This window comes from Gillisia limnaea DSM 15749, from assembly GCF_000243235.1.
Lineage (GTDB): Bacteria > Bacteroidota > Bacteroidia > Flavobacteriales > Flavobacteriaceae > Gillisia > Gillisia limnaea.
In genome coordinates, this window is the sequence record NZ_JH594606.1 from 1,046,371 (window position 1) to 1,065,812 (window position 19,442).

General features: G+C 40.5%; 3 protein-coding genes. All 3 read left to right on the forward strand.

Annotation, left to right across the window (positions count from 1 at the left end; all coding sequences use genetic code 11):
• Positions 1-153 precede the first annotated feature (153 nt).
• The gene (locus GILLI_RS06465) at positions 154-11,373 is read left to right on the forward strand and encodes a T9SS type A sorting domain-containing protein (protein WP_006988306.1); all 11,220 of its coding nucleotides are present in this window, start codon (positions 154-156) and stop codon (positions 11,371-11,373) included.
• A gap of 818 nt (positions 11,374-12,191) precedes the next feature.
• Entirely contained in the window at positions 12,192-13,154 is a 963-nt protein-coding gene (locus tag GILLI_RS06475) for a SprB repeat-containing protein (protein WP_006988307.1), read from the forward strand.
• Positions 13,144-19,413: a LamG-like jellyroll fold domain-containing protein gene (locus GILLI_RS06480; RefSeq protein WP_006988308.1), complete on the forward strand. Its 6,270-nt coding sequence runs from the start codon at positions 13,144-13,146 to the stop codon at positions 19,411-19,413. The genes GILLI_RS06475 and GILLI_RS06480 overlap by 11 nt, the downstream gene beginning before the upstream one ends.
• The last annotated feature ends 29 nt before the right edge of the window (positions 19,414-19,442 follow it).

A 19,442-nucleotide genomic window follows, 5' to 3' on the forward strand; every position in this document is an offset into this window, starting at 1 on the left:
ATTATTAATGACTTTCACCGAAAAGGCATTATTTTAACTTTAAATCGTTGTATTTTAGACTGTTAGTAGCTCTTCCCCAAAAAAGCTATAACGAACTTAACCGTCTTCAATTCTTCCCCCTACGACGATTGAAAACTCCTAATTAATTTTACTATGGAGAAAAAATTACTTTCTTTATTTTTAACGGTATTTTTCATCTTTCTAAGCTTCTGGAGTGGGTTTGGGCAGTGTCCTACTTCTGTAGGGGTTACCGCAAGTCCGGGAACTACAATTTGTGCTGGAGAGTCTATTACATTTACTGCAAATCCAACAGGGGGTTCTCTACCTCAATACCAGTGGCAAATAAATGGCAGTAATGTCAATGGAGAAAATTTATCAACATACACTACAACTTCCTTAACAAACGGGCAGAAAGTTCGTGTAATAGTAACCTCCTCGTCTACAGATCAATCTAATTGTCCTGTTCAAAGCAGTGAAGTTCCCGTAACGGTAAATCCTATAAGGACGGCAACAGCTATAATCGCTGCAAATAATTCAAACATATGTCCCGGTCAAACGGTGAATTTTACCATTTCTTCACAAAACAATATTGGAAGCGGCTCGCAATATGAGTGGAGAGTAAACGGAACCTCACAGGGAACCTCCAATACTTTTTCCAGCAATAACTTAGTAGCCGGAGATCAAATTCAATTGTGGGTTGATTCTTCTGTGCCTTGTACAGACCCTGTTTTATCAAATACTATTTCAATTACAGAAAAACCCGGCACACCTGCGGTTCCTTCTGATTTTACATCCAGTGAGACAGCAGTTTGTCCGGGAGTCATTCAAACCTATACGGTTCCTAATGACCCAAATGCTTCTGAATATATATGGACGTATCCTTCTGGCTGGACAGGATCCAGTACTACCAATTCAGTAACAGTTACCTCAGGGAATTCGGGGAGTGGAACAATAACTGTTAAAGCCAAAAACAGTTGTGGAACCAGTGAAGCAAGAAGTTTAGCTGTATCTGTAAAAGCGGGAACACCAGCTACTCCGGGAACTATTTCCGGAACAGCTCAGGTATGCCCGGGAATTTCTCAGACTTTTAGTATTGCAGCTGTAACAGGAGCAACTTCTTATGAATGGACATTTCCAACAGGCTGGACAGGAAGCAGCACATCAACTTCTATTACTCTTACACCGACGGTAGGAACTGCTGTGACCGGCAACCTTTCAGTTACTGCTACCAATGATTGTGGCACAAGTTCAGCCAGACCACTGGCTATTTCGGTTAAATCAGGTACTCCAGACCAGCCAGCAGCATTTACAGCAGGGCCGGCAACTTTATGTCCTGGAACAGAGGGAACTTATTCTGTACCAATTGTAGCAGGTGCAACCCAGTACATCTGGACTTTACCTACCGGTTTTTCTGCATCAAGTTTGACCACAACTACCCCTTCTCTTGTAGTAACTGCAGGAACTTCAGGTTCTGGAAATATTACTGTTAAAGCTTCTAACGACTGCGGTACTGGCCCTGAACGATTTATGGCAATAAGTATCAATCCGCCGAAACCTGTTATAACTGGAGAAATCGCAGGCTCTACCGGGGTTTGCGCCAGTACTACAAGTTTGAGCTATTCTATTCCGGCTATTGCCAATGCCACGAGTTATGAATGGGCAGTAAATGGTACCGGCTGGCAAATCACGGCCGGTGCCGGAACAAATCAGATCACTGTCTCCTCCGGTACCACGGGAGGGACTATATCTGTTATAGCAAAAAATTCTTGTGGAGACAGTGCTTCTAAAAGTATAACTGTAAATTTAAATCCTCCGCCTCCCGTTATGGCTGGGGAAATTTCCGGTCCATCTAATGTTTGTGCCGGATCGACAGGAAATACGTATTCCATTCCAACAATAACGGGAGCATCCAGCTATACCTGGACTCGTCCCTCGGGATGGTCAATAACTGGAGGTGAAAATTCCAATACAATTACGGTAACCGCTGGTACATTAGGGGGCAATATATCCGTGACAGCGGTAAATGGCTGTGGCAGTAGTACAACAAAAACTTTTCCTGTCACAACTACCGCAGGTGTTCCGGATACACCGGGAACTATAACCTCAAGTCTTGACAGTAACCCTAATATTTGTCCTCCTAAAAGCGGGGTTACTTTTACTGTACCTACAGTTACTGGAGCTACGGGATATGAATGGAGTTTGCCTGCAGGTTGGGAAATAACATCAGAAGCTAATATCGCCTCTATTATCGTTAACATTACAGCCAATGCTGCTTATCAGAATGAGGTTGTTTCCGTGAGAGCACGAAACGCGTGCGGTCTTGGCCCTGCACGTTCCTATTCGAACATTACGGTTTCCAATTTTATAATTGCGGACTTAGGAGCAGATCAATTAGTTTGCCGCTCCCGAACAGAACTTTCCATTCCCGTGGAATTATATTTTGGAAATTCTAATAGACTAAAACCCACCTGGTCCAGTAACGGGAATGGAACCTTTAGGAATCTACCTGATATTGGAGGTGGTAACAGCACCAATAATATACCCCGAAATTTTACAATTTATTACACCCCAAGTGCAAATGACATCACAAAAGAATTTATAACAATAACAATGACAGTGCCGCCACCACAAAGCTCGAGTCCTTGTGGAACCGGAAAGGATGAAATGCGGATATACTTTCGTAATAGTCCTACTGCTACTATAGCGTCACCAGCGGCAATTTGTACTGGTTCTTCTACCACTTTAAATATTACCGGTACACCTAATTCTAAAGTAACCTATAGTAAAGGAAATCAAACAGGATTAACAGTAGACATAGGATCTTCCGGTACGGCAACAATTCCATCCGGACCTCTTACAGACAGTACGGATTTTATATTGACAGGTATAACTAATACGGATGCACCAATCTGTTCTAATTCTTTAAATTCTATAGCTACTGTATCTGTTACTCAAAAACCTACAGCAGTAATCTTTTATACAGGCCCTTATTGCAATTCGATGGAAGAGTCAACAGGTGCGGTCACAATAGAGGGTGAATACTCTTATTTAAATGGCACCTTTAGTGCAACCGGGGACTTAGCTTCAGAAATCGATTTGGTGAACGGATCCTTTATTCCGTCAGAGATACAACCAGGCACCTATACTGTTACTTATACTACTCCTGTAACAGGAATCTGCGAGGTAGTTACAGCAACCACAGAAGTAACCATAACTCCTCTTCCAACAGCCATTATATCATACGAGAGTAGCCCATTTTGTTCATCAGACGCGGCAGACAAATTAGTGACCTTGACTGGTACACATGCGTACACCGGTGGCACATACAGTTCAACAAGTGGACTGGACATCAATGCTTCCACAGGTATTATTAAAGCTGCCAACAGCCAACCGGACACTTACACCGTAACTTACACTTTACCCGCTGCTTCCGGCTGTGGAATTGTAACTGCTACTACAGATGTGACTATTACTAAAATTCCAGTTCCTAATATATCTTATACTTCGGGAGCGATTTGCAAAGAAGACTCCAGCACCTATAGCCCTACTATTGCTGGTACAGGTTTGGTAAATGGTGGAAGTTTTTCTGCTCCATCTGGATTAAGCATAATAACTTCTACAGGTGTTATTGATGCAACTTCAAGTACTCCCGGAACTTATAAAATAACATACACCTTGCCTGCGGCAGATGGTTGCGGGCAAATCACTGCAGAAACTGAAGTTACAATAACACCAGTCCCATCAGTAGATATTAGTTATGATGGGCCATACTGTGAATCCACCTCAGGCACAAAACAAGTAGTGTTCACCAATGGTATAGGAGCTTTTGAAAATGGAAGCTTTAATTCATCCCCTTCAGGACTGGAAATTAATACTTCCAGCGGTGCAATAACTCCTTCTGCCAGCGAACCCGGGGAATACACCGTTATATACAATATTCCTGCCAGTGGGGGTTGTGGTGTAAAAACAGCAGAAACTACAGTTAGCATTACACCTGTTCCGAAAGCTACTATTAACTACAATGATGCACCATTCTGCACAGCAGATGCATCCTCCTATCAGGTTACCTTTACCAATACCACAGGGAGTTATGAAAACGGAACTTTCTCCGGTACTACCGGGTTAGTAATTGATGCCACTACGGGCGCAATTAATCCTGATGGCAGTACACCCGGAAGTCATACCGTAACATATACAATCCCTACTGCCGAGGGTTGTGATGCTGTCACCACTACAGTTGATATCACAGTTTATAGAGAAGTAAGTATAAATTCCCAACCATTTAATATTGGAACCTGTACCGGGGAAGGAGTTGATTTTGAAGTTTCTGCGGCAGGCGAAGGACTTTCATACCAATGGTACAAAGGGAGCTTTCCCGGTTCCCCTATTAGTGGAGCAACGTCAAATATTTATAATATTAATTCTGTAACTTCCCAGGATGATGGAATTTACTATGTTGAAGTTTCCGGTACCGCTCCCTGTGAGCCGGTACGATCTGATGAAGTTACATTAAATGTAGATGAGAATATCATTGTGGCTGTTTCTCCTCAGGATGAAAATATTTGTCTAAACGGGGATGTAACATTATTTGCAGAAGCTTCGGCTAATGGCGGCAATGTTACTTACCAGTGGAGACTAAATGGAAATGACTTAACTGGTGAAAATAACCCTTCGTTGATCCTAATCAATGTTCAGAGCAGCCAGGCAGGGGAATATTCAGTTTATATCGAAGGACCGCAGGGATACACCTGTTCTTCGATAGAAACTTCTGCTGCTATTTTAACCGTATATGATCCGCCAACGGTAGATGCAGGACCAGATCTTGAAATTTGCAGCACCGAGACATCCATAGCTTTAGCAGGAGCTATTGCGCTCAATCATACGTCCCTGATCTGGACATCGACCGGAGGTGGACAAATTTCAAATCCTACAGATCTATCTACTGCCACTTATTCCCCTGTTTCTGCAGATTTAGGCACTACAATAATTTTCACCCTTACCGCACTTTTGGAGGTAGATGGAGTGCAAATTTGTACAGATGCGGTAGATACCAAGGAAATTACCATTATCCCTCAACCGGTTCTCACCGCGTTTACCTATACCTCCACATTAACAGATACTGCTACAGAATTTTGTGAAACAGATACCGCTGCAAAATCTCCTACTATAGAAGGGAACAATCTGGCTAATGGAACCGGAGTCTTTACGGTTGATAAGCCTGCATTGGTGGTGAATGCCACTTCCGGGGCATTTACCCCTAATGGAACTGATCCCGGAGTTTATATCATCACTTATACTTTTACTGCCACTTCCAATTCCGGTGTTTGCGCAGAGGTATCCAGAGATTTCACGGTAACCATTGGTGCAAATCCGGTCGCAGATTTCTCATATGACAGCGAAATCTATTGCAAAGATACCCGGGACAATACTTTCAATACAGCTCCCATAATTTCGTTTGATGAAGCGGGTCACGAGAATGTAGATAGTTTTATTGCTGATAATTCTGGTTTGGTTTTAGACACCGCAACTGGAGCTATTGATCTTTCGGGTAGTTCTGCCGGAACTTATATAATTACTAGAACAATAGATTATAAAGATAGTGCTGAAGATGGATGTCAGCCGGTTACCGCTGAATTTACAATTACAATTAATGACAGGCCTATCCCGGATTTTAGTTATTCAGCCACGGAATTTTGTTCAGACCCTGCTGCTCCCCTTTCGATCGAGCCAACTCTGGAAACAGGTGCGGTAAAAGGAATTTTTACTTATACCGCTACTCCCCAAGGAGCTAACCTGGTTTTAGATTCTGCAAGCGGAGCGATAGACATAACTACAAGTGACGCAGGAGAATATGAAATCACCAACACTGTAGATGTCGATGCTGACGGGTGTGATACTGTGAATGATTTATTTATCATTACTATTAACAAAAGATCTGACGCCACCTTTAGTTACACCAGTCCTTCCTACTGTATTACTTCTGGAAATGCCGTTGTAGCTGCAGGTTATGAAACGGGGGGAACTTTTAGTAGTGCAACTTTGGGAAGTCTTTTAAATTCAGCTACCGGCGCAATCTCCTGGAGTTCTTCCAGTGGTGTTGCGGGTTCTCACCAAGTTATCTATAAGATAGAGGGTAAAGGGGTATGTGAAGACGTCGAACACACAACATCTGTTACAATAGATCCACTACCAAAAGGAGGAAAACTTATTTTTCAAAGTATTGTAACTCCTGATAATGACGGAAGGATCTTTATCATATGTGAGGACAACAACCCGGGTTATGCTGATCCCTTAAGTTTATTAGGTAGTCAGGGACAGGTTTATAAGTGGAGATACCGGGGCGTAAATGACACTTCCTGGAGTGTTGTGGAAAATGATGAAGGTGAAGATTTTACAGGCGCGTCGCTTTCTGGTGCTCAAATAGAAGCTATACTTAATGGAAATTTGCATGAAGGCGAATTACAGACCACGGTTTTTAGAGTGGAATTAAGCAGCGGGGCTTGTAGCCCAAATCAATTTTCTGAGACAGGAATTGTAAGTGTTATCCCCAGCAACATTGAGCCTACACCTGTAGAAATTGATCCTACAGTTATTTGCTTTGGCGAAAACGTGAGTTTGTATGCCGAAACCGGATATGAAACTGGTGGCGCCGTTAGTGGAGGACAATTCAACTCTGCGAATTCTTTAACCAGTGTGCACGGCTGGAGAGTTAGAAGAGATGGAAGTACTGCCGATCTTGATTTTCCCGCAAGTGGAAATAATACTAAACCTAACATCTGGTCGAATACTAATGATAAACCTTTTTATACAGCAAACATTAATGGATCAGGAGGTTCGGATCAAAGATGGGATTCAGGAGATAAAAAGTTTGCAATTGTTACCGGAAATAATAAAACAACCTTAGAGACATCTGTTTTTGCTATAGACGGCATTGACCAGGCAATTCTAACTTTTGATCAGGCATATAATTTAACAGCAGGAGCATCCATCCGGATAGAAATTTCAACTAATGGAGGGGCCTCTTACGAATCAGTACCATTGTACGAAGTTACAGGACCTGCGGCCAGTGGCAATATCGGCAATTTTGGAGGTTCAACAGCCGACGTTAATAATATAAGGATTGACCTGGGCAATTATATAGGGAACGAAAATGTTCGCATACGTTTCCATTTCCTGGGAGCACGTGATGGTGATATTTGGGCACTGGATGAAATTGACATTCCAAACGGCCCACGTGGAGTTGAATTGGAATGGACTGATTATACAGATCCTGATGATCCGGTATTCATTGGGAATGAAACAACAGAAACCTGGACACCAACTCAAATAGGTCTAAATACCTTTGTGGTAAAAACTATGCTGACAACCAATTCAAACGGCCAGCTATGTGATGTAATTCAGCATGAAGAAAGCGTAGAGGTATTTGTTTACGATACTTACACTTCCACCCCAACTGCTGCAGCAATAGCTTGTGGAACTAATCAGGTGGGTCTCACTTCTTCTGTTACAGGAGGTAAGCAAGGTGCTATAACCAGTTATCCTACTGCCGATGGATTTATAGGTCACTGGGAAATAATAGCTTCACCATCAGGATATGTTTATGATGTAGCACAATGGTCGGGAGGAATTACAAACACCACTGCCGTTTTTACTCCTAATATTGTGGGTACTTATACTTTAAATTGGGTTCTTGAATTAGAAGACGAAACCGCTGTTTCTGAATGTGAAAACACCATCAATGATGTTACCTTTACAATATTCGATCAATATACATCCTCTGCCACAGCCGCGGTTGAAGCATGTGGAGATAATAGTGTGGAACTAACAGGTTTATTAAGGGGGTTACTACAGGGGAATGTAAGTGTTCTACCAACCACAGATGGCACCTATGGAGAATGGCAGGTAAAAAATGGACCTGATGGGTATGTATATGATGTAAACCAATTTTCAACCGCCAATACTTCAATTTCTGCAATTAACGATCCTGCGGCTATTTTTAGTCCTGATCTGGTTGGAGAATATACATTACGCTGGGCAATAGTTAATGAAAATAATACACAATGTGAACATACAGTCACAGATGTTACTATTACCATCTATGATCTTTACACTTCAACTGCTTCAGCCGTTCTGGACACCTGCGAAACTAATAGTTTTAATCTGACTGCTACTGTTTCAGGAACCTTGCAGGAAAGTGTGAGTTCCTTTCCCACTGCAGATGGAACTACAGGAAAATGGGAGGTGATATCCAACCCGAACGAATATACATTTGCAGAAGCTCACTTTTCTGGTATAAATGATCCAAATGCTGTGTTTACCCCTATAGTTCTTGGAGAATATACCTTGCAGTGGACTTTAATTAATGCAAACCTCTCTGAGGAATGTATAATCCCTGCCACTGTATCTTTCAAATTATTTGACAGCTATACACTTACCGCTGAAGCCGAAGCAGGAAGCTGTGGAGATTTTGCTATTCAGCTTACAGGTACCACTACGGGTATTTGGCAGGAGACCATATCATATCCTACCCAGGATGACTATATAGGACAATGGAGAGTGGAAGGCGGAGCAGGTAATTTCTCAAATCAAGATCCTACAGATGTTTCTGACCCTGTTAATAATCCAAATGCAATTTTTACCGCAGAGGCTTTAGGTAATTATACATTTATTTGGGAATTAGTACCAGATCCGGATTATGCCGGGGAATTTATTGAGAACACCGCCTGCCCTGCCGCCCCTGCAGAAATTGCTGTTGAAATCCAAGAATGTATTGCTTTAGACTTTGACGGGGTAAATGATTATGTTGATCTAGGAACAGGTTACTCCGGCGCTTTCAGTTATGAAGCATGGATAAGACCTTTTGATCGTCCAATTCCAGGAGGTGGAATAACTGATGCATCAGATGGAACCATAATTTCCGGTCCCGGATTTGAAATTAATATGGAGAATCTTCCTGATGAAATTATAAAAGGAACCAGATGGTATCATATCGCAGTAACCACTACCGGTAATTTATTTGTAGACGGTATTCCTATTGCCGGTAGCCCCAAGACAACGGGCGGTCAGGCATCCACTTTAATTGGAGCAAGATTACATTCCACAACAGGAGTGGCAGAAAACCATTTCTCCGGGTGGATCGAAGAAATAAGGATATGGAATGGTGATATTTCCCAGGATCAAATAAGATTCCTGATGAATCAAAGATTACAAAATACAACGAATATTGGAGTAGAAATTCCAATGCCTGCACCAGGTCTTTCTTTTAGTGCTCTTGCCGGATATTATCAATTATTAGCAGTTGCCGAACTGATCGAAGGTGGAATCACACCAAACCTTGCACTGAATCAACAATATAATCCTGGTTTGGTTCGTAATATGGAAACCCTGCAGGAAAACACAGCTCCCCTTCCCTACACTTCGGCCACAGACAATGTTTGGAGTAATAGGAATACCTGGACACAACCGGTGGTATGGGATTTCCCCAACAGTAAAGGAATAGATGGAAGTACCCCTATTGAATGGAACATTGTAAGAACTTCCAATAATATAACCTCCGGTGGCAAAGATATAACCGTATTAGGCTTGATCTCAGAATCGGGAGAACTTACAATAATGGATCCTAATGATCCTGAAAATGAATATAATGGCGGTCAATCGTTAAGAGTTACGCATTATCTGCGCTTAGATGGAGGTATTGACCTTGTAGGGGAATCTCAACTGCTTCAGGATATGGGAAGTATTGTTGATCCTCAAAGCTCCGGATGGCTGGAACGTGATCAACAGGGAACAGCAAACAGCTACAACTACAACTACTGGAGTTTCCCGGTTAGTGCAGGAGCCTCCAATGCCGGTGGCACTATAAAAGGCCTTTTAAGAGATGGAACCGATTCCAATAATGCGAAGGATATTTCTTTTGCCTACGACCATACCTACGCTGATAAATATAATTATAATACCGAACAAAAAAGGATTAGCGCCTATTGGCTCTTCAAATTCTTTGGCACTGCCAATGTGTATGCAGAATGGAAATGGATTGGGGAAAATGGCCAGCTTAATACCGGCGACGGGTTTACCATGAAAGGAACTTCAGGTGATGTGGCTATTTCAACCCCGCAAAACTACGTTTTCAAAGGATTGCCAAATAACGGACCTGTAAATGGGGTGAGTATTGGCTCAAATCAGAACCGTCTAGTTGGAAACCCTTACCCGTCTGCTCTTAATGCTGTACAATTTATATTAGATAACTTAAATTCAGCAAATGTTGGAGGTGCTACGAATACCGAAAACATTTTTAATGGAGCCTTATATTTTTGGGACCATTTTGGACAGGAAAACACTCATATTTTAAGGGAATATGTAGGAGGTTATGCAACTATAAATCTTTCCGGAGCTGTAAAGTCAGCTTCCTCGGTAGATGAGCGTATCAATAATGACGGTACCTCAGGAACCAAAAAACCCGGACAATTTGTACCCGTGGGTCAGGGATTTTTTATTAATACGGTTTTAGATCCTGCTATAGCCAACGGCATTATTATAAGTGGCGGAATAGTTAACTTTAATAATAGCCAAAGAGCTTTTGTTACCGAACTGAACCCCAATGAGTCCCAATTTCTTAAACCTATTTATCCTACTAAAGGTCAAAAATCGTTAGTAACCAAGGATTCACGGTATAAAATAAGATTGGATTTCACATCCCCGCTTGGCTTCCACAGACAAATTCTAGTAACTGCTGACGCCAATACTACCAACAGTTTTGATTTAGGTTATGATGCTCTTTTATTTGATAATATTCCCGAAGATATGTATTGGTTAATTCAGGATAAAGAGTTTGTAATCCAGGCTGTACCAAATTTCGATAAGGATCAAATTTTACCATTGGGAATTAAAATCAAGGAAGAAGGGGAGCTAAAGATTGAAATTGGCGGACTTGAAAATTATCCTGATACCGAACCGGTGTACTTAAAAGACATATTAAATGACAGTATTCACGATCTAAGGAAATCTCCGTACTTCTCAACTTCTGAACCGGGAACTATTCATGACCGTTTTGAAATAATTTTCTTCAAAGATGAACCTGTGCCACCTGTGGTTGAAGTACCCGGAGAAGAACCAGATGAGATCAAGGATCGGTTTGGGATTAGCGTTCGTCATGGTCAAACAGACAGGGAATTGCAGATCCTTAATCCGCAGGAACTTTCAATCACAAATATGTACATTTTTGACCTCAATGGTAATAAACTGGAAGGCCACAACAATCTTCCTATTGAAAAGGAATTCAAAATGCCTGTTAGAAATTATAGCTCCGGGGTTTATATTGTTCAGCTTGTTGTTGAAGGAAGGGTTGTAAGCAAGAAGATAATTATCAATAACTAGAAATGGATAGGATTAACGGGTACCCTAAATAACATAAGAAATCAAGAACCTCGGGGCAACCCCCGCCCGGTCGTTACGGACGTGCTTTCCCCGACGTATGTCCATATGCTATCGGGAGTAAAATCCTTTTAAAAACTCCTGGCATCCCGAGCTATTGGGACGGGGAACCTGCCCGACGGTCAGACGGGTTAAACCCTCAATGAGGGATTAAGGAGATTAAACCTTTTCGTATCAAACTCAAAAGGCTGAAAAATGGACAGGCATCCTTGAGAATATATCTCAATAATACATTACAGGACAGCATCAGGGATAATGGAACATAGCCCTAAATATCAACTTCCGGGCCCGGGGAGACCGCCTGTTTTGAAATAGTTTTCTTTAACGAAGAAGAAGTATTGAAACTGCTGGATGCAGTTCCGTGGGAAATAAATTATGGCGTCGTATTACAGGTGCGTCACTCCCAAACCGGGCGCGAATTACAAATACTGAACCCCGATGAAATTGAGATTTCAAATCTGTATTTATTGATCCCAATGAAAACCTGCTGGAGAATTATGACCGAATCTCCAATGAAAAAGAAATCAAATTACCGGTGCGGGGTTATAGCATAGAGGTATATATCCTGAAATTATATGCCAAAGGAAAAGTGATAACCAGAAAGATCATCCTAAGTAATTAACAAGATAATTCCTACATAGTTTATAGATATTCGCATTTCATCGAATAAAATCGCACTTAAACTTTAAAATTATTCTCTAAACCGCTTATTTCTAAATTTTTATATCTAATTTTAGCAAATATTTATAAAGGTTTAGCGTATGGGCAAAATTACCCCCCGGGTAAAAGTCATTCTTGTACTAATTGCATTTCTGGGTTTTACCAATTTTATTTTATCGGAAACTACCAAATTCGATTTAAGCAAGATCGTCCATCAGAAGATCTTTTTAGAAAATATAGGGAAAACTGAACCTCTGGCTAATAAGCCTGTGGAAACAGCGCAAAAAGGCAGAACAGGAATAAGCCCTATTTCTCCTCTCTCGGTTAATGGACTAAAGATGTCTTCCACAACAAACGAAGAACTACTGGTCAAAGTTCAGCAAATCTCTCCCGTCACTTGCAGCGATAATGCAGATGGAGTAATAACTATGTCTGTGTCCGGAGGAACCTCCCCTTACAAATATTCCTGGAGCAATGGACCAACAACCAAAGATCTTAATGGTGTACCTGCAGGCACGTATAATTTAACAGTAACAGATAACAACGGCAATACAGACACCGCCAAGGCAACAGTAACTGTGGAAGATAATATTGCTCCAAATGCTGTTGCTAAAAACATAACCGTCCAGTTGAATGCTTCAGGAAATACTTCTATAGCAGCTGCTAATATTGACAATGGCTCTTCCGATGCCTGTGGAATTGCTTCTATGTCGGTCGTGCCAAATACTTTTGGCTGTTCAAATATAGGTTCCAACACGGTTACTTTAACAGTAACAGATAACAACGGAAAAACAAGCACAGCTACCTCAACAGTGACTGTTGAAGATAATGTTGCTCCAAATACTGTTGCTAAAAGCGTCACCGTCCAGTTGGATGCTTCAGGAAATGCTTCTATAACAGCTGCTGATATTGACAATGGTTCTTCCGATGCCTGCGGAATTGCTTCTATGTCGGTCGTGCCAAATACTTTTGGCTGTTCAAATATAGGTTCCAACACGGTTACTTTAACAGTAACAGATAACAAACGGAAAAACAAGCACAGCTACCTCAACAGTGATTGTTGAAGATAATGTTGCTCCAAATACTGTTGCTAAAAGCGTCACCGTCCAGTTGGATGCTTCAGGAAATGCTTCTATAACAGCTGCTGATATTGACAATGGTTCTTCCGATGCCTGTGGAATTGCTTCTATGTCGGTCGTGCCAAATACTTTTGGCTGTTCACAAATAGGTTCCAACACGGTTACTTTAACAGTAACAGATAACAACGGAAAAACAAGCACAGCTACCTCAACAGTGACTGTAGAAGACAATGTTGCTCCAAATACTGTTGCTAAAAGCCGCACCGTCCAGTTGGATCCTTCAGGAAATGCTTCTATAACAGCTGCCGATATTGACAATGGTTCTTCCGATGCCTGTGGAATTGCTTCTATGTCGGTCGTGCCAAATACTTTTGGCTGTTCAAATATAGGTTCCAACATGGTTACTTTAACAGTAACAGATAACAACGGAAAAACAAGCACAGCTACCTCAATAGTGACTGTTGAAGATAATGTAGCACCAGTAGTTAATACAAAAAACATTACCGTTCAACTTGATGAAAACGGACAGGCAACTATAATTACGACAGATATTGACAATGGCTCAAACGATGCCTGCGGAATTCAATCGACTGCTTTAGATATTACCAATTTCGATTGTACTAATATTGGATCTAATACCGTCACCCTTATCGTAATAGACAATAATGATAACTCTAATACAGGAACAGCAACTATAACGGTGGAAGACAATATTAAACCTATTTTACCTACTGTAGACAATATTACCTGGGGATGTGAATACACTGTAGAAGCACCCGTGGCTCAGGATAATTGCGGCGGTGAGATAACCGGACAACCTAGCCGATCTACTACGTTTACCGAAACAGGTACTATTACCTGGACTTTTACTGATAATTCCGGTAATTTTGATACTTTGGAGCAGACTATTACTATTAATCCGATAGTAGCCGAAATTGAAACAACTGATATAAGTTGTTTTGGTTTTGACAATGGTTCAGCCGTGGTAACAGCTAACGGGGGCGTTGGAAATCTAATTTACGATTGGGGCAGTTTATCCGGTACCGGAAATTCTAAGGATAATCTGAAACCCGGAAATTATATGGCAACAGTTTCCGATCAAAATGGCTGTTCCATAGAACTACCATTTATTATCAGCCAGCCTGATGATTTACAAATGACTACCGATCCCAGTTCTACTCCAGCCTCCTGCTCTGGAGGCAATGATGGAACTATAAGCGCAGGAACTGTATCCGGAGGAACATTGGATGAAAACGGAAATTATCAATATTCAATGGATAACGAAAACTGGAATAGTACCGGAGAATTTAGTAATATGGAAGCCGGCACGCATACAATTTTTGTCGTTGATGCAAATGATTGTGCACTTCAGGTAACTATAAATGTTGAAGAGCCCGATGTAATAAATGCCACGCTTAATAAAACTGATGTGAGCTGCTTTGAGGGCAGCGATGGTAGTATTTCTCTAAATAATTTAAGTGGCGGAAGAGGAGAAGTATATTTTAGAATAGTAGGCACCACTGAATGGACTGAAAGTACTGAGTCTATTGGAAATCTACAAACAGGATTATATCAAATCGAATTGCAAGATGATAATGGTTGTATTGTAGAACTAACAAATTCAATCCAAATTCAGGAACCCGACTCTCACATTTCTGTAAGTCTTCCAGAAAACATAAGAACTCAACAATATGGCACAACTACAGCAAGTGTAATACCAACAGTTTCGGGAGGAACCCCAAATTACACATACGAATGGAGAAGAATTAATGAGGATAATTCTTTGAGTGAAGTGTTACAAACCTCACAAAGAGCCAATAGCCTTCCCGCTGGAAATTATCAACTAGTAGTTACAGACGCTAACTCTTGTGTATCTGAACCGTCAGAATTTGAAGTTATTGAAGAAGTTGATGCTTATATATTAGAAAGTTCATATTGTGCTAGCAATAATGACGATATTCGAGCATCAGAATTTTATATTGACATTGAAAGTATGCGTGGTGGGGTCGGAGATCCTCAAGAAGATTTTAAATACAGATGGAGCTTTGGAAGTGGAGCAACTCCAAATTTAATTATTGATGAAAATGATGAAATTCCCTATGAGAATGATGAACTTAATTACAATGATAAATTAAGGGTTTTTTACAATTCTCCTGGCACAAAAACAATAACATTATGGGTCACCGATGAGTCAGGTGTAACCTCAGAACATACTTTCTCACATTATGTAGGAGAGTGTTTTGAACCTTGTGGGAATGCTCAGGATATTCAATTTAATATAGAAAATTTCTTTTTCGGATATGATTATAATGGAAATCCAAACATAGATAGATCCGAAATTGAAATCGATGAATGCGATGATAATAGGGATATCTATTTATACATTGATATTACTAAAATCTCCCAAATGCACAGCCTTACAGCTGAAATTAAATACACAATAGAAAAAAATGGTGAAACCACCTTATATCAAGCAATAGGTGTATACAATGGTGATAATGTAAAAGAAGGACTTTTTCCTATTTTTCAAGTGGGACCAGATGATGATCAAATTAATTGGGAGTGTGGGGATGAATTATCTATAACCTTCGCCAATTTTAGTTGGACCAAAGGAAACGGTAATGGCGGAGGCAGAGGAAATGGTAAGAATGGTCCGCATTGTTTAGGCTTCAACACCGAAATCTCCGTTCCAACACCCCTTACAGCAACGGCCACACCTCAGGATGCTTTATGTTTTAATGATGCTTCAGGAAGTATAATTATAAACGCCCGCGGCGGAACCAGATCTTATGAATATAGTAAAGATGGTGGAGCCAATTATCAATCTTCGAATACCTTTCTTAATCTTTCAGCTGAAACTTATAACAACTTAATTGTAAGGGATAGTGATGGAAAAACTTTAAATATAGATCCGCTAACTATCGGCGAACCGAATCAAATTAGCATCGAAGATGTCCAATTCGAAGAAATCTGTTTTGGAAAAACTACTTCTGCAAAAGTTTTAAATCCTAGTGGAGGTACCCCTCTATTAGATGGTAATGACAACCAATATTATGAATACCTCTGGAGTAATGGGCAAACAGGACAAGAGGTCACAGACCTTTCCGGAGGAATATACACAGTAATAATCATCGATGCCAATGGTTGTCAAATAGAAGAGACATTTACAATAATAGAGCCTGAGGAATTAATTTCTAATGCGGGAGAGGATCAGCAGTTCAATTGTGGTTTTACAAAAGCGCTATTATCCGCAAACACACCTGAAATTGGAATCGGAAAATGGGAAATTTCTGAAGGAAATGGTGGGTCATTTGAAGATGATAATGACCCTAACACAACTTTTACTGGCAATGCTTCTACTGATTATATCTTAGACTGGATTATTACTGATGATGACACCTGTCCTCCTGAAATTGACTCAGTTTCTATTAGCTTTTCTGAAGACTGCAGCACTCTGGATTTTGACGGAATAGACGACCACGTTTTTTTAGGCGACAATTACGGTTTCACCTCAGGAAACTTTAGTATTGAAGCCTGGATAAGACCAAAATCCATCAACAACACCAGAACAATTTTCAGCAAAAGAAACAGCAAAGATCTAAGCAAAGGTTTGGACCTTATAATAAACAGTGGTGCTCCCACCTTTAGATGGGGTAATAAATCAGTTACCACTTCCCATAAAGTCACAGCCAATAGATGGCATCATATTGCAGCCATTTATAATAACGGAAATATTCGCTTATATGTAGACGGAATTCGAGTAGGTAATGCTACCTCAACTAATCCTGCAGTAGTTAATGCTCCTGCCATTATCGGGGCAATGTATAATGCCGATAATCCCGACGTTCCTGTAAACTATTTTCACGGCTGGATCGAAGAAGTTAGATTATGGAAAATAGCGCTTACTGAGGAGCAACTTCGATTTATGATGAACCAGAGAATCGAAATTCCTGAAAAACCGGAGGATGTTATAGGTTCAGACTATATTAAAGGAGAAGTTTTACCCATAAGAGATAAAAGCTATCTCCAGGATGAAGATAATTTCCACCTGGACCAAACTAATAAACCCTGGGCTAAAATTCTTTGGAGTGAATTAATTGGATATTTACCATTGATTTCACAAGAACCTAAAACAGAGGGGTACATTCCTTTTAAGAATGAAATAAAACCTCAGGCCGGTAAAACGCCTAATTTTGGAATGTCGGGTGTCCCGGGGGAATTAAGAAATATTGAAACAAATCAGGAAAACACAGCTCCCCTACCTTATGAATCTCAAGCAGCCGGAACCTGGCACAACCGTAATTCCTGGGATCCAAACTCCAATAAATTCTGGACTTTCCCTAATGATACTGGAATTAACGGAACGCCAATAGATTGGAATATTGCGATTCAAAAGGACAATATTAATTCCAATAATAAAGTCATAAAACTACTAGGATTGCTTTCTGGTAACGGAACGCAATTAACTATGAATGGAGTCAACAATAACTCCGGCAACGAGCTGCGAATCACGCATTACCTGGAACTAAATGGAGTTATAGACCTGGATGGGGAATCCCAATTAGTGCAAACCGGAGGCAGCATAATTAAAGGTTCCGGGAATATAGAAAAAGACCAACAGGGAACAGCCAGCAGTTTCAACTATAACTATTGGAGTTCCCCAGTGGCGCCAGATTCTATACGAACTGATTATAAGGTCAATGAAATTATGTTTGATGGCACAAAAGTAGGAACAGGAGTATTTGAAATTATAAATTTCGCATGGCCGCATACCCATGCTGATGGTCCAAAGGCTAATCCTATCAAAATAAGTGATTACTGGATCAACACTTTCAGAAAAAAAACGGCAAATCAGTATAGTGCCTGGGAACCAATTGGAAGTTACACCCCAATTAAAATAGGTGAAGGTTACACAATGAAGGGTACTGAAGATATACATATCTCTGAGGGAAAACTTCAGAATTATACTTTTAAAGGTTTTCCAAATAATGGGGATATTTACCTTGCTGGTCTCTTGACTAATCAAAATTACCTAATTGGTAACCCCTACCCATCTGCCATTGATGGGGATCAATTTATTAAAGATAACGCTTCGAACAATAGTCACAATTCCAAGATTAATTTTAACGGAGTCCTTTACTTCTGGGACCATTTTGCAGGTAAAACTCACATTCTTGCAGATTATGTGGGTGGATATGCGGCAAGAGTTATCAACGTTGGTGTGGCAGCAGCAGCGACCGATGATCGTATTAACAGTACAGGAGAAAGCAGCACAGATTACTTTACTAATCAGGAACGGATTCCTCAGAGGTATATCCCGGTTGGACAGGGATTTTTTATAAATACGGTTATTGATCCCTCTTTAGGAAATGTAACTTCAGTAAATCCTGAAGGAATCCTTTTTAAGAATTCACAAAGAAAATTCGCACTAGAAGGTACATCTGATTCTCAATTTTTAAAACCTGAATACCCATCCAAAGGAAAGAATAATAATAGAGAAGAACAAGAAGAAAGAAGTAAGGTAATTCGTCTTAATTTCCGTTCGCCGTTGGGTTATAACAGGCAAATAGCTATAGCAACAGATAAAAATACTACCAATGAATATGACGTAGGCTATGATGCTCCTTTAAATGATAATTTCCCTGAGGACATGTATTGGTTGATCAATTCCAGAGAATTTGTGATTCAAGGTGTACCTAATTATAATTTGGATCAGACATTTCCTATTGGTATTCATACAAAGGAAAATGGAACTATTAAAATCGAAATTGGGGGACTCGAGAATGTTCCGGAGGACCTCAATATTTTTATTAAAGATTCACTTTTTCAAACCTATCATAACTTAAGAACATCAGAATATGAGTTAGAGCTGGAGGCCGGTGAGACTTTTGATCGCTTCGCACTTGTATTTCAAAAAGAAAAAGATCCGGAACCGGATCCGGAGCCAGAACCCAATCCAATTGAAAAACCCAATCCTGATCTGCCCAATCCACTTCCTCCGGGAACCATAGATGTGATCTTTGCAGAAAATGAACATCAACTTATGATCTTAAACCCTTATGAGATGCAAATAGAACAGGTAGAAATATATAATTTGCTTGGACAACGAATGGAATCTTTTACGTCAACCTCCAATCAAAAAGAAATGATATTGCAGGTGAAAGACCACCCGGTTGCAATTTATGTGGTTAAAGTATATGCCGTTGAAGGTATGGTTTCCAAAAACATCCTTTTAATGAAATAGAAAAAGTTGTATTCAAAAAAAAAACCCGG

Excerpts from the sequence above, each read along its gene's own strand:
- GILLI_RS06465 (WP_006988306.1), top strand. The coding sequence starts at position 154 with ATGGAGAAAAAATTACTTTCTTTATTTTTAACGGTATTTTTCATCTTT.
- GILLI_RS06475 (WP_006988307.1), top strand. The coding sequence starts at position 12,192 with ATGGGCAAAATTACCCCCCGGGTAAAAGTCATTCTTGTACTAATTGCA.